Origin of the sequence: Aeromonas sp. S41-2 (genome assembly GCF_027705845.1) — a bacterium.
Taxonomy (GTDB): domain Bacteria; phylum Pseudomonadota; class Gammaproteobacteria; order Enterobacterales; family Aeromonadaceae; genus Aeromonas; species Aeromonas hydrophila.
Map to the genome: position 1 here is coordinate 375253 of NZ_JAPDCG010000004.1, position 20829 is coordinate 396081.

General features: G+C 62.8%; 18 protein-coding genes. All 18 read right to left on the reverse strand.

What is annotated here, in order from left to right; translation table 11 throughout:
* Nucleotides 1-16: 16 nt before the first annotated feature.
* The 18 genes from tldD to mshG all read right to left on the reverse strand — a co-directional run bounded on the left by tldD (nucleotide 17) and on the right by mshG (nucleotide 20824).
* The gene (gene tldD / locus OKC44_RS12465) at nucleotides 17-1465 is read right to left on the reverse strand and encodes a metalloprotease TldD (RefSeq protein WP_270813126.1); all 1449 of its coding nucleotides are present in this window, start codon (nucleotides 1463-1465) and stop codon (nucleotides 17-19) included.
* 150 nt (nucleotides 1466-1615) lie between these two features.
* On the reverse strand, nucleotides 1616-2437 hold the full coding sequence (locus OKC44_RS12470) for a carbon-nitrogen hydrolase family protein (protein WP_270813127.1): 822 nt from the start codon (nucleotides 2435-2437) through the stop codon (nucleotides 1616-1618).
* A gap of 28 nt (nucleotides 2438-2465) precedes the next feature.
* Entirely contained in the window at nucleotides 2466-2786 is a 321-nt protein-coding gene (locus OKC44_RS12475; protein ID WP_043125753.1) for a Dabb family protein, read from the reverse strand.
* Nucleotides 2787-2820: 34 nt separating this feature from the next.
* Nucleotides 2821-6720, reverse strand: coding sequence for a YhdP family protein (locus tag OKC44_RS12480; protein ID WP_270813129.1), 3900 nt, complete (start codon nucleotides 6718-6720; stop codon nucleotides 2821-2823).
* A complete protein-coding gene (gene rng / locus OKC44_RS12485) occupies nucleotides 6721-8190 on the reverse strand; it encodes a ribonuclease G (RefSeq protein WP_011704378.1) in 1470 nt (489 codons plus the stop codon).
* Nucleotides 8191-8376: 186 nt separating this feature from the next.
* Nucleotides 8377-8964, reverse strand: a complete 588-nt coding sequence (locus tag OKC44_RS12490) for a Maf family protein (RefSeq protein ID WP_011704377.1) — start codon at nucleotides 8962-8964, stop codon at nucleotides 8377-8379.
* Nucleotides 8965-9015: 51 nt separating this feature from the next.
* Complete coding sequence (mreD, locus tag OKC44_RS12495; protein WP_005308115.1) at nucleotides 9016-9501, reverse strand: rod shape-determining protein MreD; 486 nt, start codon at nucleotides 9499-9501, stop codon at nucleotides 9016-9018.
* A complete protein-coding gene (gene mreC / locus OKC44_RS12500) occupies nucleotides 9501-10406 on the reverse strand; it encodes a rod shape-determining protein MreC (RefSeq protein WP_011704376.1) in 906 nt (301 codons plus the stop codon). Before mreC ends, mreD begins: the two co-directional genes overlap by 1 nt.
* 42 nt (nucleotides 10407-10448) lie before the next feature.
* On the reverse strand, nucleotides 10449-11489 hold the full coding sequence (locus tag OKC44_RS12505) for a rod shape-determining protein (protein WP_005308111.1): 1041 nt from the start codon (nucleotides 11487-11489) through the stop codon (nucleotides 10449-10451).
* Nucleotides 11490-11693: 204 nt separating this feature from the next.
* On the reverse strand, nucleotides 11694-15338 hold the full coding sequence (locus tag OKC44_RS12510) for a DUF6701 domain-containing protein (RefSeq protein ID WP_270813215.1): 3645 nt from the start codon (nucleotides 15336-15338) through the stop codon (nucleotides 11694-11696).
* 2 nt (nucleotides 15339-15340) lie between these two features.
* Nucleotides 15341-15808 carry an MSHA biogenesis protein MshP gene (locus tag OKC44_RS12515; RefSeq protein WP_270813131.1) on the reverse strand — a complete coding sequence of 156 codons (468 nt, stop codon included), beginning with the start codon at nucleotides 15806-15808 and terminating at the stop codon, nucleotides 15341-15343.
* Nucleotides 15798-16619 (reverse strand): PilW family protein, encoded by an 822-nt coding sequence (locus OKC44_RS12520; RefSeq protein ID WP_270813132.1) that lies wholly within the window; start codon nucleotides 16617-16619, stop codon nucleotides 15798-15800. Before OKC44_RS12520 ends, OKC44_RS12515 begins: the two co-directional genes overlap by 11 nt.
* Nucleotides 16619-17179: an MSHA fimbrial minor subunit MshD gene (mshD, locus tag OKC44_RS12525; protein ID WP_270813135.1), complete on the reverse strand. Its 561-nt coding sequence runs from the start codon at nucleotides 17177-17179 to the stop codon at nucleotides 16619-16621. Before mshD ends, OKC44_RS12520 begins: the two co-directional genes overlap by 1 nt.
* Nucleotides 17166-17657, reverse strand: coding sequence for an MSHA fimbrial minor subunit MshC (gene mshC, locus OKC44_RS12530; RefSeq protein ID WP_270813216.1), 492 nt, complete (start codon nucleotides 17655-17657; stop codon nucleotides 17166-17168). Before mshC ends, mshD begins: the two co-directional genes overlap by 14 nt.
* 61 nt (nucleotides 17658-17718) lie before the next feature.
* Entirely contained in the window at nucleotides 17719-18153 is a 435-nt protein-coding gene (locus OKC44_RS12535; protein ID WP_106553540.1) for a prepilin-type N-terminal cleavage/methylation domain-containing protein, read from the reverse strand.
* Nucleotides 18154-18167: 14 nt separating this feature from the next.
* A complete protein-coding gene (mshB, locus tag OKC44_RS12540) occupies nucleotides 18168-18839 on the reverse strand; it encodes an MSHA fimbrial major subunit MshB (RefSeq protein WP_017408812.1) in 672 nt (223 codons plus the stop codon).
* 77 nt (nucleotides 18840-18916) lie between these two features.
* Nucleotides 18917-19378, reverse strand: a complete 462-nt coding sequence (locus tag OKC44_RS12545) for a hypothetical protein (protein WP_270813141.1) — start codon at nucleotides 19376-19378, stop codon at nucleotides 18917-18919.
* Nucleotides 19379-19603: 225 nt separating this feature from the next.
* Nucleotides 19604-20824 (reverse strand): MSHA fimbrial biogenesis protein MshG, encoded by a 1221-nt coding sequence (mshG, locus tag OKC44_RS12550; RefSeq protein ID WP_085734356.1) that lies wholly within the window; start codon nucleotides 20822-20824, stop codon nucleotides 19604-19606.
* Nucleotides 20825-20829 lie beyond the last annotated feature (5 nt).

Sequence of the window (20829 nt, forward strand, 5' to 3'; positions counted from 1 at the left end):
TTGTTCTGCGGCGCCCTTACTGGGTGCCGCCCACGGTGAGCTGATCCAGCTTGAGGGTGGGCTGGCCGACACCGACCGGCACGCTCTGCCCCTCCTTGCCACAGACCCCGACCCCGCGATCCAGCGCGAGATCCTTGCCCACCATGGAAACCTGGCTCATTGCCTCGGGGCCGTTGCCGATCAGGGTCGCCCCCTTGATGGGCGCGGTGATCTTGCCATCCTCGATGAGGTAGGCCTCGGAGGCGGAGAAGACGAACTTGCCGGAGGTGATGTCCACCTGACCGCCGCCGAAGTTGGGGGCATAGATCCCCTTCTTCACCGAGGCGATGATCTCGGCCGGATCATACTGACCCGCCAGCATGTAGGTGTTGGTCATGCGTGGCATCGGCAGGGCGGCGTAGGATTCGCGGCGGCCGTTGCCGGTGAGCGGCACGCCCATCAGGCGGGCGTTCTGCTTGTCCTGCAGGTAACCCTTGAGGATGCCGTTCTCGATCAGCACGTTGTAACCGCCCGGCGTCCCCTCGTCGTCGATGGAGACGGATCCACGCCGACCCGGCAGGGTGCCGTCGTCGACGATGGTGCAGTGCTTGGAAGCCACCTGCTCACCGATACGGCCGGCAAAGGCAGAGGAGCCCTTGCGGTTGAAATCCCCCTCCAGACCGTGGCCCACCGCCTCGTGCAGCAGCACGCCGGGCCAGCCGGCGCCGAGCACCACCGGCATGGTGCCGGCCGGCGCATCGATGGCGTCGAGGTTCACCAGCGCCTGGCGCACCGCCTCGCGCACATAGCCAAACGCCCGGCTCTCCAGCCCGTCCAGCTCGAGGAAGTAGTCGTAACCGAAGCGGCCACCGCCACCGACACTGCCGCGTTCACGACGATCGCCCTTCTCGGCGATGACGGTCACCGAGAGGCGCACCAGCGGGCGCACGTCGGCGGCCAGGGTGCCGTCGGTGGCGGCTACCAGCACCTCTTCATAGACGCCGCTGATGGAGGCCATCACCTGATTGATGGCGGGATCCAGACTTCTGGCGAACTTGTCCATCTGCTCCAGCAGGGCGATCTTCTGCTGCTTGTCGAGGGTCTGCAGCGGATCCAGCGCCGGGTAGAGCAGGTTTGCTTCGGTGCGAGCCCACGCCTTCACCTTGCCCTGCGCACCGGCAGCCGCGATGCCACGGGCGGCGGTCACCGACTGTTGCAGTGCCAGCAGGCTCAGCTCGTCCGAGTAGGCGAAACCGGTCTTCTCGCCGCTGACGGCGCGCACCCCCACCCCCTGATCGATGTTGTAGCTGCCATCCTTGACGATGCCGTCCTCCAGCATCCAGGACTCGTGCCAGCTGCGCTGGAAATAGAGGTCGCCGAACTCCACCTGATGGCTCATCAGGCTGCCGAGCAGCTGCTGCAGCCGCCCTTCGTCGAGGTCGTGGGGGGCCAACAGGGAGGCACTAACCTGGCTCAATAGACTCAATCTTTCTCTCCACTCTCGATGCGAGATGTCGTAACGGTTAAATCCCAGACCGTGGGTTCGATTGGCGAAACGTCAGCGGACGTCCAACCCACCATCGGGTTTGCAAGCGTCCGACTCCCCCGCCACAGGGCGAATCGAACCTGCACAGGTTCATAGCAGACGGGCATGGCCCAGCACCGGCATGGTGCGTTGCAGTTCGTCGACAAGACCGGGGTCCAGCGGCGCCAGCACGGTGCCGCGCCCGCTGTCCAGGCTGGCCAGCACTCGACCCCAGGGGTCGATCACCATGCTGTGGCCCCAGGTCTGGCGCCCCGTCTCGTGGGTACCGCCCTGATTGGCGGCCACCAGGTAACACTGGTTCTCGATGGCGCGGGCCCGCAGCAGCGGCTCCCAGTGCGCCTCGCCGGTCACGGCGGTGAAGGCAGCAGGCACCAGCAGCACGCGGGCGCCGGCGCGGGCCAGCCGGCGGTACAGCTCGGGAAAGCGCAGATCATAACAGATCGAGAGGCCGAGGGGACCAAACGGGGAGTCCACCAGCACAGGCTCCTCGCCGGGGCTGAAGGTTTCCGACTCCCGGTAGCGGCCGTGATTGTCCGCCACGTCCACGTCGAACAGGTGGATCTTGTGGTAGTGGCCCTTGCGCTCGCCGCTGGGGTCGAACACCAGGGTACTGGTGTGAATATGGTCGGAACCGGCGATGGTGGTCGGCATGGCTCCCGCCACCAGCCATATGCCGTAGTCACGAGCCCACTCGGCCAGCTGCTGCTGGATCGGCGCTGCTCCGCTCAGATCGGGACCTATGGTCTCGGCACCGTCCAGATAACCCTGCCGCTCGCCAAACAGGGCGAAATTCTCCGGCAGCAGTACCAGCAGCGGCCGTTCACTCGGCAGCAGGGCCAGCTCGGCGGCAATCTGCTCCCGGTTATCCTGCCAGCAACGGCCCGATACCAGCTGTATTGCGGCTAACCACATGAGGCGCTCCTTGTCGTTGTTGCCACCGTCAGATGCTGACCGCATCGCCGGCCTGCAGGGTGTAATCCAGCACTATGATACGTTCCAGCACCGGGCGGAAGATGGCCTTGAGAGCATCGTGATCCGGGTGGGGCAGATAGCGCTGGCGGGCCGCTTCGTCGGCAAAGGTCATCAGCACGCTGTGGGTGAAGCCCTCGGCCCGCCCTTCCGGGCTGTCATCCCGCCCCCACTCTACCGCCAGCACGCCGCTGACCTGATGGGGGATGGCGAGAAAGGCGGCGCGCACCGCGTCTATCTGTGCGGGCAGGGTGCCCGGCTTGAAGGCGATCAGCAGGATATGTCGGATCATGGCTCACTCCTTGTGATGGTGCCGGGCCGCTCGTTCAGCGCTGGGCGGGCCCCGCGTGTTTGGGGGTCAGCAGGAAGGGGGTCACCTCCTGCGTCGGCAGGTTGGGGGCCACCGCGTCGACCGCCTCCTTCTGCTGCTGGTTGAGCTTGATGCGGGCCCGATCCCGTCCCGCCTCGATCAGCTTGGGATCGTCGATCGGGCCGGAGACCCGGAAATCGATGCGGGTGACCACGTCCACCACCGGCTCCAGCAGTTTGGAGAGCGCCAGCACATAGAGCCCGGTGATCGGGGTCAGCGAGAAAGCGGCCACCACCGGCAGGGTACCACCCAGATTGGGGGAGAAGCTCAGCTCGTAGTCGAGCCGCCAGCGCACCAGATCGGCGATGCCCTCGCCGCGCAGGTTGCCGGCAGCCCCCTTCATGTAGAAGTCGCGGTTGTCCACCACTCCCTGCTTGATCTTGGCGGAGGCCGACATGGACTCGAAGTAGAAGCCCTTGTCGAACACGTCGCGAAAATCGAGGCGCAGCTTGCGCAGCAATGAATCCAGGCTGAGCAGGGAGAGCAGTCGCGCCCCCTTGTCGTTGACCTCGCGCAGGGTGCCACCTCCCAGCTGGTAGTCTGCAGTGCCGCTCAGGGTCGGCACGTTCGGCCGGTAGGGTACATCGCGCCAGCTCAGATCCAGCGCCATCTTGCCGGGCGCATCGCCGATGGGCGAGGTATAGCCGAGCCGCTTGAGCAGCAGCTCGCTGTTGTTGCTGCTGATGTGGGCGCGGGCGCGGGTCTGCATGCCGTCCGCCCCGGCCAGCCACTCGGCGCTGCCGTTCAGCTGGCTGCCCGCCAGCCGCATCTCCAGCCCCTTGAGGCTCAGCTTGTCGGCCCCCGGGATCAGCTCCCCCTTCACCTCCCCCAGCGGCAACTCGCCGAAGCGGCAGTCCACGCAGCTGAAGGTGAGCCAGGGAATGGCATCCATGATGGCTCTGTCCTGTCTGGCATCGGGATCCGGACTCAGATCCGAACTCTTGCCGGACCAGTGGATGCGGGCAAATTTGGCGTCGATGGGCTGACGCTCAGACACCGGCAGGCGCACCACCCCCATCACGTCCGGGCTGTCGATCATCACCTCGGTGGCCTGATTGACCGGCCCCACGGTGAAGTGCACCGCCTTGAGGTTGGCGCTGCCGATGTCGGCGCGGGCCAGGCGGCCGTCCACCCACCACTCCTGCGGCAAGAAGGAGGGGCCCACCACCGCATTGCCGCTCGGCGCCGTGCTGGCCGGCAGCCACTGCTTGAGACGGGCCAGCCAGCCGGCCACGTCGGCCTGCTGCTGGTTGATGGCGAGCAGCATGGGCCGGTCGCGCATCACCCGGGCGCCGGGCTGCCCCACGTCCACCCGTACCCGGCTGAGGTAGGGCACGCCGTCGCCGTACACCAGCCGGCTCTGCATATCCACGTCGGCCCCCAGCACGGCGCGGATGTCGGCACTGCCATCGCGGCCACGGGCGGTCACCTTGAGCGGCAGCCGGCTGCCGGCCGCCTTGGCGAGCGGGGCGGGCAGATCCAGCCCCATGCCCTGCAGGTTGGAGTCGAGCGCCAGCTGGAAGCTGAACGGCTGATCGCTCGGCAGGGTCAGCCCCAGGCTGCCGGCCCAGTTGCCGCGTCCCTTGAGGATGTCCAGCGCCGGGATGTCCTGACGCTGGCGGCGGCTGTCCCACTGCCCCTTAAACTTGAGATCGACCTGATAGCGATTGGGCTGCTGGCGGCCCTGATAGTCGAGGGTGAGCGGCTGGTTCCACAGGCTCGCCTTGAGGTTGCTGAAGCGGGTCTGCTCGTTGTCATACTCGAGTCGTCCCTGCACCTGCTCCAGCGGCAGATCCAGGCTGGTGACCCGCACCTTGTTGTTGCTGAACAGGGCATCGCCGCTGGCCTTGACCTCGCTCTCGCCATCCAGCGGAATATCCAGCTTCACCGAGCCCTTTATGGGGCCGCGGATCTCCACCTCGCGCAGCGCCTGGCCGACCGAGCCGCCGAGCGGCGAGTCCTGCAGGTAGTCGCTGATGGCCTTGCCCTCGCCCTCAACCTTGGCGTCCACGTAGAGGTGGGCACCCGGATAGAGGTCCGGGATCCAGGCGTGCACCGAGTCGGAGCTGGCCTTGCCGAGCTGGGTGGCGCGGCTGTTCATGTCGAGGCTGGCGTTCTGGAACAGCAGATCGATCTGCAGGTCGGTAAGCGGTTGCCAACCGGGGAAGAATTCGTAGGAAGCCTGCTGCAGCGGCACTGCCACCTGGAAGATGCCCTCGCCCTTGCGGTAGGGGAAGTCGCGGAATTCGCCATACCAGAGCAGGTCAGCCCCCTTGGCCTTGCCCCCCTTGATGGCCCCGCTCAGGTAATCCACCAGGCTCTTGTCCATCACCTGCAGCGGATAGTAACGATCGGCGTTGGCCGCATTCTTGACGTCGATGCGACCGGTCAGGGCGAGGAAGGGGTGCTCGAACAGATCGAGCCGAAAGCGGCTGGCGAGGCTCAAGTCCGGGTTGTCCAGCACCAGATCCTGGCCATAGAGCACCCAGCCCTGCGGCACCTGCCACCAGTCGAGCCGCGCCGAGAAGCTGTCGATGGGGATCGGCTCCTTGAAGTGGCGGGCCGGGTCTATGGCATCGTTTGCCAATTGCAGCCGGGCGCTACCGCCGGTCGGGGTGAGCCAGAACTCGCCGTTGAGGTCGCGCACGCCAGGCACGTCGTGCCAGGCGTTGACCCGGATGTGGGACAGCTGGCCACTGACGGAGAGCCCCTGCCAGCCGGCATCCGCCTGCAGGATCAGATCCTGGATCTTGCCGGTCGGGCGGGTGCGCTTGAGGGTCTCGGTCAGCTCGGGATAGATCCCCGACACCAGCTGGCTCAGGTTGGCGATCTGGTCCAGATCGATGGCCGGCACATAACCCTGGATGCGATCGCCGACCCGCTCGAGCTGCAACCGGCTGTGCAGCCAGGGCTTGCCGTCGAGCTTGAAGGTGACGTCGTGGCTGGCAAACTGCCACTCCTTGCCGTCCCGGCGCAGCTGGATCTTGCCCCCCTGCAGCCCTAGCCGGTGCAGGTCACCCTGTTTTTCATCCTGCCAGATCAGATAGTTGTCGCCAAACGACAGCAGTGAATCCCCCAGCTGACCGGCCTTGAACTCGCTCCAGAGCTGGAAGTCGAGCTGGCCGCTCACCTTGGGCTCCCCTGAGTGGGTGCGGGCCAGCATGGGGCTGATGTCGAGCTGGCGGGCCCCCAGATAGAGCTGGCCCTTGAGCCGATCGAGCCGCACCTGCGGGGCATCCACGTCGACGATGAGATCGAGGGTGCTCTCGCCCACCCCGTTGATGAGATAAGCCTTGCCGACCCCCTGATGGCGCTTGCCGCGGTTCTGCCAGCGCAGCTGGGCGATGTCGAGGGCGCGCACCTCCCCCAGCGCCGTGGTGAGGCTGAGGCGGGTGTCGTGAATATCGAAGGTGGAGAGCTGGGTCAGCAGAAAGCGCAGCAGGGCCTGCTGCTGGTCGCTGCCGTTGCCGGTTTCCGGCTCCGCAGGCTGGCCCAGATCCAGCGCGATGTCGCCATCGCTCAGGATCAACTGGCCAAACACCGGCTTGAGTTCGTTGAGGGAGCGCCAGAAGTCGAGGTGGGCCCACACCTTGCCAAGACGCAGGGCGAAGCGACCCGAATTCGGCGCGATCACCAGTTGCTGCAGTTCGAGGGCCGGGCCACGCCGGGTCCAGTCCAGCCCGATGCGATCGACGCTGGCCTCCAGCTTGCTATCGGCCAGCAGGGTATTGAGCAGCGCCTGTCGGTGCTGATTGAGCAAGGGGCCGCCAAAGCGCACCAGGCTGACCAGGATGGCCAGCAGCACGAAGAAGACCCCGAGGGCCAACCAGCCCCGACTCAGCCAGCGATAGACCAATTACATCATCACCACGTCGAACTGCTCCTGCCCGCAGAGCGGCTCGCTCACCACCCTGACCTGCTTACCGATGAACACTTCCAGTTCGGCCAGACTGTGAGACTCCTCACCCCGCAGGTAGTCGGCCACCGCCGGGGCGGCGTAGACGGTGAACTGATCCGCATCGTAGGCCCGGTTGACCCGGATGATCTCCCGCAGGATCTCGAAGCAGACCGACTCCACCGTCTTGACCCGACCGCGCCCCTTGCACTCGGGACATTCGGAGCAGAGCACGTGCTCCAGGCTCTCGCGGGTGCGCTTGCGGGTCATCTCCACCAGACCGAGCTGGGAGAAGCCGTTGACGTTGGTCTTGGCACGGTCCTTCGACAGCGCCTGCTCCAGGCTGTGCAGCACCCGCCGGCGGTGATCCTCCGACTGCATGTCGATGAAGTCGATGATGATGATGCCGCCGAGGTTGCGCAGGCGCAGGTGGCGGGCGATGGCCGCCGTCGCCTCGACGTTGGTGTTGAAGATGGTCTCTTCCAGGTTGCGATGACCGACGAAGGCCCCGGTGTTGATGTCCACCGTGGTCATGGCTTCGGTCTGGTCGATGATGAGGTAGCCGCCGGATTTGAGCTCCACCTTGCGCTCCAGCGCCCGCTGGATCTCGTTCTCCACGTCGTAGAGATCGAAGATGGGCGACTCGCCGGAGTAGTACTCCAGCTTGTTGGCAAGCTCGGGCACGTACTCCTCGGTGAAGCGCTTGAGCTGATCGAAGCTCTGGCGCGAGTCGACCCGGATCTTGTCGAGTTCGGCCCCGACGAAGTCGCGCACCACCCGAAAGGCCAGGCTGGGATCCTCGTAGAGGATCTTGCAGGGCGGGTACTTCTGCTTGCGCTCCAGGATCTTGCGCCACAGGCGCTTCAAGAAAGCGGCATCCTGCTCCAGCTCCTGCTCGCCCACCCCTTCGGCGGCGGTACGGATGATGTAGCCACCCAGCTCGTCCACATAGCCAGCCACGGTGCGCTTGAGGCGCTCGCGCTCCGCCTCGGACTCGATGCGCTGGGAAACGCCGACGTGGGCACTGCCCGGCATGAACACCAGATAGCGGGACGGCAGGGTGATGTCGGTGGTGAGGCGGGCGCCCTTGGTACCCAGCGGATCTTTCACCACCTGCACCATGATGTCCTGCCCCTGGCGCACCAGCTCGGCGATGTTGCCGGCCTGGAACTGCTCTTTCTCCTTCACCGCCACGCACTCGGTGTGCGGCACTATGTCGGAGGCGTGCAGGAAGGCCGCCTTGTCCATGCCGATATCGACGAAAGCCGCCTGCATGCCGGGCAGCACCCGGCTGATTTTGCCTTTGTAGATGTTGCCCACGATGCCACGCTTGGCCTGACGCTCCACGTGCACTTCCTGCAGCAGACCGTTTTCGACCAGGGCAACCCGGGTTTCGGAGGGGGTGACGTTTACCAGCAGTTCTACCGACATAAGTTACCTTGCCTTTCTAGTTTTAAATTCTGGCAGCCAAACCGGCACGAGCCCGGTGAGTAACGCAGTAAGAAACAGCCGGTGCATGTCACCGACCTATGCCTTGCCTGTGATGGCTTCAAATTCTGATCGCCCTGTTGCGAGCGGTTCGTGGAACCGGCCCTGCGCAACAAGGCAGCGGTTGGATTACCGGGACTGTTCCAGATGATGCTTGATCAGCAGATCTGTTTCCAGCAGGGGCAGGCCGACCACGGCGCTGTAGCTCCCCTCGATACGGCTGACGAACTTGCCGGCAATGCCCTGGATAGCATAGGCACCGGCCTTGTCGCAGGGCTCACCGGTACGCCAGTAAGCCTCGATCTCGGCCTCGTCCAGCTTGCGAAACGCCACGTTGGTGGTGACCAGCCGCACGTCGCAGCGCTCCGGGGTGGCCAGCGCCACCGCCGTCATCACCTGATGCACTTTGCCGGAGAGCGCCTCCAGCATGTCCTTGGCGTCGAGCAGATCGGACGGCTTCTCCAGCACCCGGTCACCCAGCACCACTATGGTGTCGGCGCCCAGCACCGGCAGCGCCGTGGGCGCGGCGGCCACGCCGGCCGTTGCCTTGTCGCGGGCCAGCCGGCAGACATAGTCCTGGGGCTTCTCGCCCTCTTCCCGCTGTTCCGGCACATCCAGCTTGAGTACCTCGAAGCGGTAGCCCAGCTGGGTCAGCAGTTCGTGACGGCGGGGCGAGCCCGAGGCGAGATAGAGTTGCAGTTCGTTGTGCTTGTTCATAATCACTTCGCGAGCCAGGATACGGTTACAATGAGTTGTTTTTACTCATATTCACTTGATATTGAAGCGCCGGCGCACCTTGCGCAAGACCAGGAAAACCCAGGGCCATATTAGCATCGTGCTCAGGGTCGACCAAAAGTAGGCGAAATTGAGGCTGGCGCGGCTGAACAGGTGCTCGGCCCAGAAGATGGTCACCTTGCCCACCAGCGAAAGGCAGCCAATGATCAGCGCCTGTTGCCAAAGGGAGAAGTTGCGGATCTTCTGGAACTGGAACGCCGCCAGATAGGTGGTGATGGCCATCGCCATGGCCCGCACGCCGAGGGTGCTGCCGAGCAGCACATCCAGCAGCAGGCCCGCCACCCAGGCGGTGCCGACGTTGGTCCGGTGTGGCAGCGCCAGCGCCCAGTAGATGAGCACCATGGCGAGCCAGTCCGGCCGGAAGGGTTCGAGTTGGAAAGGAAGCGGCAGGATCGACAGACTAAGGGCCAGCAGGATCGAGATCCAGATCCAGATCCTGCCGCTGGCGGGTTGCAACATCAGCGCGTCGCTCCCGCAGCCGAAGGCGCCGCAGCCGGGGCTGCCGCAGGGGTCGGCGCCTCTTCATCGTCATGCACTTCCGGTTTCTTGTCGGTCCACAGCAGCAGCAGATAGCGCAAGCGGTCCAGCGCCACCAGCGGCTTGGCCTCGACCTGGGCGAAGGGCTTGCCCTCCACGTAGTCGGAGCGGGTCACAGTCGCCACCGGATAACCTTCCGGGAAGCGGCCGCCGAGGCCCGAGGTGACCAGCAGATCGCCGACCTGCACGTCGGTGTTGCGCGGCAGGTTGCGCAGCTCCAGCTTGTCGAGCTCGCCGCTGCCGGAGGCAATGGCGCGCAAGTCATTGCGCAGCACCCGCACCGGGATGCCGTGGCTGGAGTCGGTGATCAGCAGGACGCGGCTGGTGGTGGAACCCACGTGCAGCACCTGACCGATCACCCCCTGATCGTTGATCACCGGCTGGCCGTTGTAGACACCGTCCAGCGCCCCCTTGTTGATCAGCACCTGATGGCTGAAGGGGTCGGAATCCACCGACAGCAGCTCGGCCACCATCTTGCGGGACTCCTTGTGTACCGGCGAACCCAGCAGCTCGCGCAGACGCTGGTTCTCGTGCTCCAGATGATCCATCTTGAGCAGGCGCGAGCGCAGGGTGAACAGCTGTTGTTCCTGCTGCTTGGTCTGCTCGATGAGGCCGGCCCGGGTCTGCACCTGGGTCGACATGGTGTCGAGCATGATACCCGGCGCATTGGCCATGTATTGCAGCGGGCTGACGAGCGAACTGAGGTAGACGCGGACGTGGCTGAACACACCGAAGCGGGAGTCCGCTACGATGGCAGCAATGGAGATGATGACGGCGAGAAACAACCGTAACTGAAGCGAAGGGCCTCTACCAAAAATGGGTTTCATGGGTCGTCAAAAAAGAGCCGGCACGCTGGCCGGCTTTGGGTCTTATTCGTAGTGGAACAGATCGCCACCGTGCATATCGATCAGCTCCAGTGCCTTGCCGCCACCACGGGCCACGCAAGTCAGCGGATCTTCGGCAACCACCACCGGGATACCGGTCTCTTCCATCAGCAGACGGTCGATATCTTTCAGCAGAGCACCACCACCGGTCAGCACCATGCCACGCTCGGAGATGTCGGAGGCCAGCTCGGGCGGAGACTGCTCCAGCGCCACCATGACGGCAGAGACGATGCCGGACAGCGGCTCTTGCAGCGCTTCCAGGATCTCGTTGGAGTTGAGGGTGAAGCTGCGCGGCACACCTTCAGCCAGGTTGCGACCACGCACTTCGATCTCGCGCACCTCTTCGCCCGGATAGGCGGAGCCGATCTCGTGCTTGATGCGCTCGGCGGTGGCTTCCCCGATCAGGCTGCCGTAGTTGCGACGTACGTAACTGATGATGGCTTCGTCGAACTTGTCGCCGCCGATACGGACGGACTGGGAGTAAACCACACCGTTCAGGGAGATGATGGCCACTTCGGTGGTACCACCACCGATATCGACCACCATGGAACCGGTCGCTTCGGAGACCGGCAGGCCGGCACCGATGGCGGCAGCCATGGGTTCATCGATCAGGTAGACCTCGCGGGCACCGGCACCCAGAGCGGATTCCTTGATGGCGCGACGTTCCACCTGGGTGGAGCCACACGGCACGCACACCAGCACACGCGGGCTGGGGCGGAAATAGTTGTTGTCGTGAACCTGCTTGATGAAGTGCTGCAGCATCTTCTCGGTCACGTAGAAGTCGGCGATCACGCCGTCTTTCATCGGGCGAATGGCGGAGATGTTACCAGGGGTACGACCCAGCATCTGCTTGGCGGCATGACCGACGGCAGCGACCGATTTGGCGTTCCCGCGCTCTTGGCGAATGGCGACAACTGAGGGTTCGTTAAGGACGATCCCTTGATCTTTTACATAGATCAGGGTGTTGGCAGTTCCCAAGTCGATCGACAGATCGTTGGAAAAGACGCCTCTGAGCTTTTTGAACATGGCTACGGGAAATCCTAAGAATTTGGAGGTGCAGAAAACCGGCTAACTTTACCAATGCCCACCCCAATCGGCAAGCGCTCAAACTGTCGCCAACCCATCAGGCGCGACAAAAATGCGAGTCATCACTCACCCGCACAAGCCGACAAACGCTAATAAACAAGGGGATAGGGGGGCGAAGTTGACAGATCCGCCCCAACTCCCCGCTCAGTGCATCACTTCGCGCCGATAAATAATTCTGTCATTACCCCGGCTGGAGCCGAAAATGGCCTCACCTTGCAGGGTGGCCGGATCAGACAACCAGAGCGGTTGTGACGGCTGTTTGCTCAAATCAACCCGGTAGGGAATGCGCACCGAGATATCCGGCCTGGCGAACTGGAACAGAATCTCACCATCGGTTGCCTGTGCAGAAGCCCCGCCCGGTGCCGAATTTCCCAACCCCAGCCGGATCTTGCGATTGTTCCCCAGACTCAGGTCGCGGCTGGTCGCATCAAAGACATGGCTCGGATTGAGAAAAGTGAAGCCCTGATTGGCCAGAGAGAACTGGGTGCACTGGTCCAGCTTGTTCAACTGCCAGTTGCCCGCCTCGTAATACTGCAGCTGGAGAGGCACGGCCAGCGGCGCAGAGGCAAGACCCGCACCCGTCCCCGCCAGCAGGCGACCGAAATAGACCTGCATCGGCACGCTGTCGATCAGCCGGGCATTACAACTGCCGCCGCTACAATTGCCGGCCACCGCATCGTTGAAATCGGGGCTGGCAATCAAGGTTCTGTCGCCATCGTTGTCCCGCATATAGAGGCCAAACAGCAGCGACTTGTAGGGGCCATCCGGCTGGGTATCGGAGAGGCGAACAAATTCACTGCTGCCGGCCGCCAACGCCGCCCGGCCATTGAGCCATGGCAGCGACGGTAGGCTGCGCAACCGGTTAGCGAGTGACTTGCCATCCTTGTTGTTGGCAACCGAGAGATAGGCACTGCCCTTGGCAAACGAACCCGTATAGTTCTGGGTCTGGCCACCCGACACGTTGCGGGCCAGCACATCCAGCGCAACCCCGAAGGGCTGGCCCATATAGGAGAAGACATTGCAGGCCGGCACTATGTCCCCGCTGGCCAGATTGAAGTCGGCGGGAATAAAACGGCCCACCGGCTGGCTCTGGGCGGGCGGGATGGTATAGGTGAAATAAGCATTGGCCGGCGGGGTGGCCGTCATCCTGAACACCCCCACCTCGCTCACCGTCTGGGTGACGCTGTTGAGGCTGTTGCTCGCGGGAACATGGTTATAGGTAGCAGTTCCCACCGCTGCATTGGTGCCGGGGTTTGGCGCCATCAGGGTGCTGCCCAGAGCAATATTGGACAGGACAAAGTTGGGCGTGGTCTGGTTCCCGGCACAAATATCCCCATCGTTGGCCGATTCCCAGGCCATGGCCTTGATATCTACCTGGAAGGTGTCTCCCGCCTTCTTGAACACCGGGCAACTGCTGTCCCCTGCCGCGCAGACGCCTTGCGGGGGCGTAATGCACAAGCCGACCGGACGCGCCACAAACTGATCCGAACCGAGCATCACCAGCCCCGCCTCACTGCCCGTACCGTCGTAGCGGGCATCCAGCTGAACCTTGCCGGCATCTGGATACTTGACCGTGATGGTCGACTGCCCTTGGGCATCGAAGTTGAGGGAAAACGCGGTGGCATTGCCTTGACTGGAGCCGATCAGAGTGTTGTTGACGCTCATTCCGCTGTTGAAGCTATTGCTGGTCGGCAAAACGTAGCTGCTCCAGAACTTGACGCTCTTGCTCTGATTGGCAAAACCCGGCACGCACTGCTTGGTCACGTCGCTCTTCTTGACCGCCTTGATGGCTACTGTCTGCGGCTGGTTCGAGTAGGTATCCGGCACATCGAAGAAGAAACCGCTATCGGCAAAATTCAGGGTACAGGCAGCCGCACTGGGTGTCCCGGCGCCAGCCTTGCACAAGGTTGTGCTGAACGGCTTGGTAGCCGGAACCGAACCGGATACCCCTATGGTGACCGCAGTGGCGGTGTTGTTGCGCAGCTGAACAGTCGTGGAACCGCCACTGAAGGTCACCGTATTGCCGCCAACCCAGCCATTGCTGCTGGAAACCGGCTCCAGACTCAGGGTCGCGGTCACAGGGTCGGTGATCAGAGTGGTACAAGCCGCATCGGCGCATGCCTTGACCGTCACCGTCTCCGGATTGCAGGTCAGCGCCTGACCCGAGTGATCGAGCTGGAAGTGGTCGATCTGCACCCCCACCGGGTTGGAGCGCAGGGCGCAGATCCGCACGTTGTCTATCTCGTGGAAGTTGGTCACCGAACCGGTGGAGCCGGTCAGGGAGAGCAGGAAATTGGCCGGCACCGCCGCCTGACCGGTCTGGCTCGTCATGTTGATGGGGCCAACCATGGTGCTGTAGCCCGAGCCGGTATCCCGCTCGACGGTGGCCAGCGAGTTGCCTGCGGAGCGGGAGTCGACCGTGATGCGATATCGATGGGGGCGATTGCTATTGGTTCCGCTGTCGACGGGCGGATTCAGGTTGCTGGCCGTCCCCGTCAGATAGCGATAGCCCGAGGTGCCCGACCCCGAACCACGGATGGAGACCGCCTGCGGCCGCGACCCCAGGTTGGTACTTCCCCCCTCGTTGGCATAGTTGCCGTACTCGTCGAGCCCCACCCCGAGCCAACCGCCGGCAAAGCCGCTGATCCCTGTCTTGTAGCCATAGCCCAGCGGGCCGCCAAACGCCCCCGGTTGCGGCGTCAGGGTGGCATCCGAAAGCACCACCGCCATGCCGTCCGCCCCGCTCGTGCCGGAAGTCTTGTAGGCGTATTGATCGAATTCGACCGTCACCAGGTTGCCGGCCCCCGGGAAGAGGCGCTGGAAGGTGGCCGAAGTGGCCTGATCAGTAATGTTCTGGGTGAGGCGCAGACGGCCGTTCTGTACCGATGGCAGGGTGCTGTTGTTACGCTGGGCCACCACCCAGCTGTCCGGGTTGATCTGGGCGCTGTCGAAGCCATCGGCAAAACAGGTCAGCATGGGTGGCAGCACCGCCGTATTGATGCTGGATTGGGCATCCATCTTCAGGTAGCCGGCCGTCACCTTGCCATAGACGGTGGCATTGTTGTTCATGTTGAGCAGCCCGTCGGTATAGAGATAACCATAAAACGTGGTGCTGTTGTCGATCACCATGTTGTTGTAGTTCACCCAGATGAGGCTGCCCTGGTTGTTGGCGTTGATACTGACCGTGTTGACCAGCTTCACGTCCTGGTTAACGAAGATCCGGGTGGTCCCACTGCCGGAGAGACGGATGGTGCCGTTGTCCAGGTTCAGGCGGTCGATAAAATAATCCCCCTCGCCCAGCACCAGGGTCGCGTTGTTGCGCACCGTCAGCGTTTTGAACTGATAGGTGCTGCGGCTGGGGAAAGTCATGGTGCAGCTTTCCACCGTCATGGTGTCATAAGCCGCGCTGGAAGCACTCTGTGAGCCGGACGAGCAGGTCTGGGTCGTATTGGCATTATTGGAGGGGAAGGCGTTGTTGCCGTTCAGCGCCAGCCCGCGAATGTCACTGCCAGTGACGGTACAGACCTTGTAGCCGCCAGCACCATCGTCGCAGCGCCGCGTGTTGTTCTGATCCGGCTGGATGGAGCAGAAGTTGAGTGGCAGCCCGCCGCTACCATTGATCTTGGCGTTGTTGAGCTGGATCAGCTGGTATCCGTTGATCTGGTGGCAGGCATCGTTGTTGTTGCCATGATGGCCCTGCACCACGGCCGGGAAGAGCGAGCCGGTATCGATGGGATCGAACGCCCAGACCTGGCTAGTGAAGAGGGTCAACGCCCACAACCATTTCATCATCAGCCTCCGTCATATGCTTCGACCATCAGGGTGCGGCTCACCCTAAAGTCTGGACTAGCGCCATCAAGATTGTCGTTGCCACAGCTGCCGACGCTCTCGAGCCGATAACCGGTGCTCGTCACGCCGTTATAGGTAGTGGTCACGGTGCGGCACTGCACCACCGCCTGACAGTCGACCAGCCCCGGATTGCCGGTAAAGCTGATCGTTCTGCTCGACTCACACACCGCAGGTGGCTGAGGTTGGGCGGCCGTCCGGTTGGGGAACAGCCGATAGAGCGCCACTTCCAACCCGCTCTGGGCCGCCAGCAAGGCACGCACGCTGCGTACCTCCACCGTATTCTTCTCGCTGCTGTCGAGCAAAAAACGCCCCATGGCCGCCGCCAACATGGCCATCACCACGATCACGAACAGGGCGATCATCAGGGCACTGCCCCCCATCTTCTTGCTCTGGTGCCGCTCAGGGAACATTGAATACCCCCAGCTTGTGGTCGAAGGTGACAACTTCTCCTTTGCGCTCGAACACCAGCCGCAGACCAAATTCTCCTTCGGCGTTGAAGGCCGAGACCTCCCGATAGAAGTTGCCGGCACGGAGCGACTCGGCCATCAGCACACCCGCTGCAACAGGGGTATCGATCGCGGCGCTGGATCGCGTCATCGTGCTGCCTTCCACGCAGTAGCGTACCTGCTGATTGGCAAAATAGACCCGGCTGCCGGGCGAGATCCCGGCCAGGGTCTCACCACTGGTATAGCGAACGGTCTGCGCCCCCGATACCGGTGCCAGCACCTCGGTGACCCTGGCGACACAGCGGCCATATTCACAGCCATTGACCAGTGAGCCGGCCGCTGACGTCGGCATCGGGAAGACCACCATCAGGTCCCCCGCCTTGACCGCATTGGCATCCGGACTCATGGGATCGACGGCCGAGGCAGGGGTCGCCATCACCAGCTCCAGGGTGGATGTGCTGCCGGACTGGGCCCGGTTGAGTGCAAGATAGCGGCTGGAGGTGCTGATGGGCCAGAAACGCAGGCAGGGACCGCTGTCATCCCAGCTGCCATCCAGGGCTTCAATTCGCTCGGAGCCCGGCAATGCATCGCGCACCTCGCGGTTGAGCCGCTCCATGGCGAAGCGGGCATCGCTCATCAGCTGCTCGCGGCTACTGGCATCGCCATAGACCTGGGTGCCGATGCCGATGAACTGGCTGGCGAAGGTGGCCATGATCCCCAGCAGCAGGATCACCATCACCAGTTCAATCAGGGTAAAACCGCCCGCCGGCCGCATCAGTAGTTGCCCCGATAGAAGGAGAAGTCGAGCACGCTCTCGTCAGGCAGGCGCACCTGCAGATCGATGCGCTTGCCCACCGAACAAGGGGCAGTACAGGTCTTGAAGTTGCCATCGCTGAAGTCGACCGGGCTCACCGCAATCCGGACTTGATAGTTGCGATACTCGTCGCTGGCGATGATGCCGCCGCTCTGGGTGTAGAAGCTGGCATCTTTCCAGCTGCCAGCAGTATCGAAATCGTCCACGTCGTTGAACATGTAGGGGACAGGTTCACCGTCCGGGCCATAGTGGGTCGAGCAGGCCTGAATGGTGACGCCGGCCACTACTTCACCGCAGCGATAGCGGCCACCGTTGTGATCCGACTGTTCATCGAACGATGTTTGCTGGATCTCGCCCGCCAGACGCTGGGCCAGCTGGGCGGCCCGCACCTGCTGCACCGGATCCACCGCCTGGGGAGCCTGATTGATCAACAGCCCCAAGATGCCGGTCAGCGCCACCGCCAGCAGCACTATGCCGACGATCAGCTCGATCAGGGTAAAACCGCGCTCAGGGGCTCTCATGGATATAGCCCTCGGACTCTATCTTGAGGCGGCCGGTTTCCCGGCCATCGCTCACCAGCAGGGTACAACCCGTGGCACAGCTGCCGAGCGGCCTGCCCATCTGATCAAAACGGATCACGAAACTGCTGGCGTTATTGAGAGAGACCGCCATACCGGCGGAAGGGGTCACAAGACGGCCACGGGTGCGCTGATTGTCACTCCAACCGGTCATGGGGCCGGGAGCCGGGCATGCCGCACCAGTCGCCGCCAGCGTGATATGGGCAAAACGGGAAGCCTCCACCACCAGCTGGGTACAGCGGTCGGCGGGTTCATGCATGTTGATGGTCTGCACCAGCCGCAGCCGGGTCAGCAGCTCATCACGAAGGGTTTGAGTTTCAAAGCCGCCTTTGCCCAGCAATTTGGGCACGGCAAAGGCGGCCAGAATCCCCAGCAACAGGATCACGATAACCAGTTCAATCAGGGTAAAGCCCTTGGTTATGGGCATGCCTGTTCTCATTAAGGGCATAGAGAAAGCGAGGCCGAAGCCTCGCTCAGGGTGATCACTTACCACATCCGGAAATATCGACAGTGAATGGTGCAGTTAACGAAGTTGCTTCGTTATATACAACTTGGCAATTTGCACTGCTACCAGCATCAGCAGGTTTGAAAGTGCCTTTAGGGGAAGATACCTCACTCCAACCGTCCAGGGTGACCGCATTTGCAACTGTTGCGGCTGTTGGATAACCGAACTTTGCCTCAACGGTAGTACCCGCAACAGACACCGCAGAAGAAGAAGTTTCAATACCTTGAATTGCTGCCTTGCTATAGATCATTTGAGCAGCACTTTGCAGCGATGCCTTTACGCCCTGGGCAGCAGACTGACGCGCATCATCCTGCAAATTCAGAAACTTGGGAGCAGCGGTCACTGCCAGGATACCCAGAATGATGATCACGATGACCAGTTCGATCAGGGTAAAACCCGCCTGTTTTTTCATATTACTTTCCTCTGTCAATTGATATTGGTGGTCACCTGACCGGAAGCCGGACGGTAACTGAAACTCATGAATGCATCAGTACTGCCTTGCGGATCCTGATACTTGCCATCACTACCCTTACTCAAACTATTGACCAGATAGTAGCGGCAGACCGAGTCCAGGCCGTTATTGGTCACACTGACATAGTATTTCAGGTCATTGCCGCTACCACGCACCTCGCTGAAGCTGGCGGTAGCCTTGGGCGGATTCTGCAGCAGACCCTCCCAAATCTTGAGACAGCGCGGGGCCGTCAGGTTGGCCGGATCCACGTCGATGCCGCCACCGGCCGAGGTATCCATGGGATAGCCGGGCGACAGCTCGCCGTTGCTGACCTGGGTGTCGGTCGGCGTGGTCAGATAAAAGCGTGAACCGTCATAGAGCACTGTGTTGAGGCTGTCCTGCTTGGCGCGCCCTTCGGCCTCCCATTGAGCCCGCACCAGCGACACGCCGGTGGCAAACCCGCCGGAGACCCCCTCCACGCTGGCTTTCTTGGCTTCGTCCGTGACATCGAGAAAACGGGGCAAGGCGGTGACCGCCAGGATCCCCAGGATGACGATGACGATCACCAGCTCGATCAACGAGAAACCCGCTGCCCGATGGGGACTCGCCACACCGGAATATCTTGGTACCAGTCGCGTTGTTGTCATGGACCCTCCGTAATAACCCGCATTATTTCATGCAGATATAAAAAAATCATTTAGCTGAATCGCAAAACAAGCCTCATTCAGGGCTTTTGGAGCACTCTGCCGTCAGAAAATTGATAAATCAGCCAATTATTCTCCCAGCCGAACTGGCACCCTTCACCATCCAGGCTCGCCAAGGCCTGCACCGGCGGCTGGGTAGACACCGCCGTACCGATGAGTTGCTCCCACAGCCAGCGGCAGTTTTCCGACGGCGTCATCATTGTGCCGGCACCCAGTGGCCAGCCACGTTCATCAAACTGCCAGGCCATTCCATCGGCATGCAGCACGGCGGGACGCCGCTGATCGAGCCAGAGCCCATGCAACCTTTGTGCGCGCTCGGCAAATTGCTCCCCCAGCAGGGTCAGGCTGACGGCCAGCGCCTCCTCCCGGTGGACAAGATAGCTTCGGGCCAGGGTCGCCACCATGATCAGCAACAGGATCCCCACGGCCAGCCGCCGATAGCTCCCCAGCCAGTGCTCATCCTGTTGTGACTGTCGACTCACCCATCTCGCTCCACTCTCTGCCGCTTACCCATACCGCCCGCCTCATTGCCCGGTTACTTGCCACGCACGGCCCACATCATGCCCCGCCTCAGTGATGGTAAAGATACCGGCTTACTTGCCACGCACGGCCCCCATCATGTCCCGCCTCAGTGACGGTAAAGATACCGGTTACTTGCCGCGCACGGCCCACATCATGCCCCGCCTCAGTGACGGTAAAGATACCGGTTACTTGCCGCGCACGGCCCGCATCATGTCCCACATGGGCGTGAAGATGCCCAGCGCCAGGATCAATACCATGACCGCCACGATCCCGATCAGGATCGGCTCGATCCGGGCGGTAAGGCTCTTGAGGTCATAATCCACCTCCCGCTCGTAATACTCTGCTGCCTCGTGCAGCAGATCATCCACCTGGCCGGTCTCTTCCCCCACCGCGATCATCTGCATCACCAGCGGGGTGAACAGGCCGCTGCTACCAGCGGTGCGCAGCAGGCTCTCGCCCCGCTCGATGCCGGCCCGCATGTCGCGGATCCGGCCCGCCATCCAGGCGTTGTCCACCGCATCGGCCACCAGGCTCAGCGCCGTGTTGAGCGGCACCCCGGCCTTGAGCATCATGGAGAAGCTGCGGGCAAAGCGGGCCAGCAGGGAGCGCTCTATGATGGTGCCGACGATCGGCAACTTGAGCTGCCATCTGTGCCAGGTCAGCTTGCCCTTGACCGTGCTCACCCAGCGCCGCCAGCCAAACACCATGGCCAGCAACACGCCGAGCATCACCCACCAGTAGTGCACGAAGAAGTGGGAGGTGGCGAGCAGGATCCGGGTCGCCAGCGGCAGCTCGACGCCAAACTTGGCGAACATGCCGGCAAAGACCGGGATCACCATGATGTTGAGGATCACCATGGCGATGCCGATGGCAATCAGCACGAAGCTGGGGTAGCGCATGGCGGTCTTGATCCGCTTGCGGGTTTCCAGCTCCAGCTCGAAATAGTTGGCAAGCTGCAAGAACGCCTCTTCCAGCTGACCCGTGTTCTCCCCCACGTGGATGATGGCCACGAACAGGCTGCTGAACACCCTGGGATGGGCCTGCATCGAGCTCGACAGCGGCCGGCCGTTGCCCAGATCCTCTCCCAGCGCGTGCAGCGCCCGCTTGAGCGGCTTGCTGTGGGCACTCTCCTCCAGCCCGGCGATGGCGCGCAGGATGGGGATGCCGGCCCGGGTCAAGGCATACATCTGGCGGCTGAACACCACCAGCTCGTCCAGCCGCACGCCCCGCTCCAGCAAGAGCGACCAGTCGAGGGCGGCCGCCTTCGTCTTGCCGGGCTTCAACTCGGTCGGCATCACACCGCGGCGCATCAGCTGCTCGGCAGCAGCCATCTCGGTGGCCGCGTCCACCACCCCGCTGACGGCATTGCCCTGGCTGTCGCGCCCCTTGTAGGCGAAGCTGCTCATGGGGT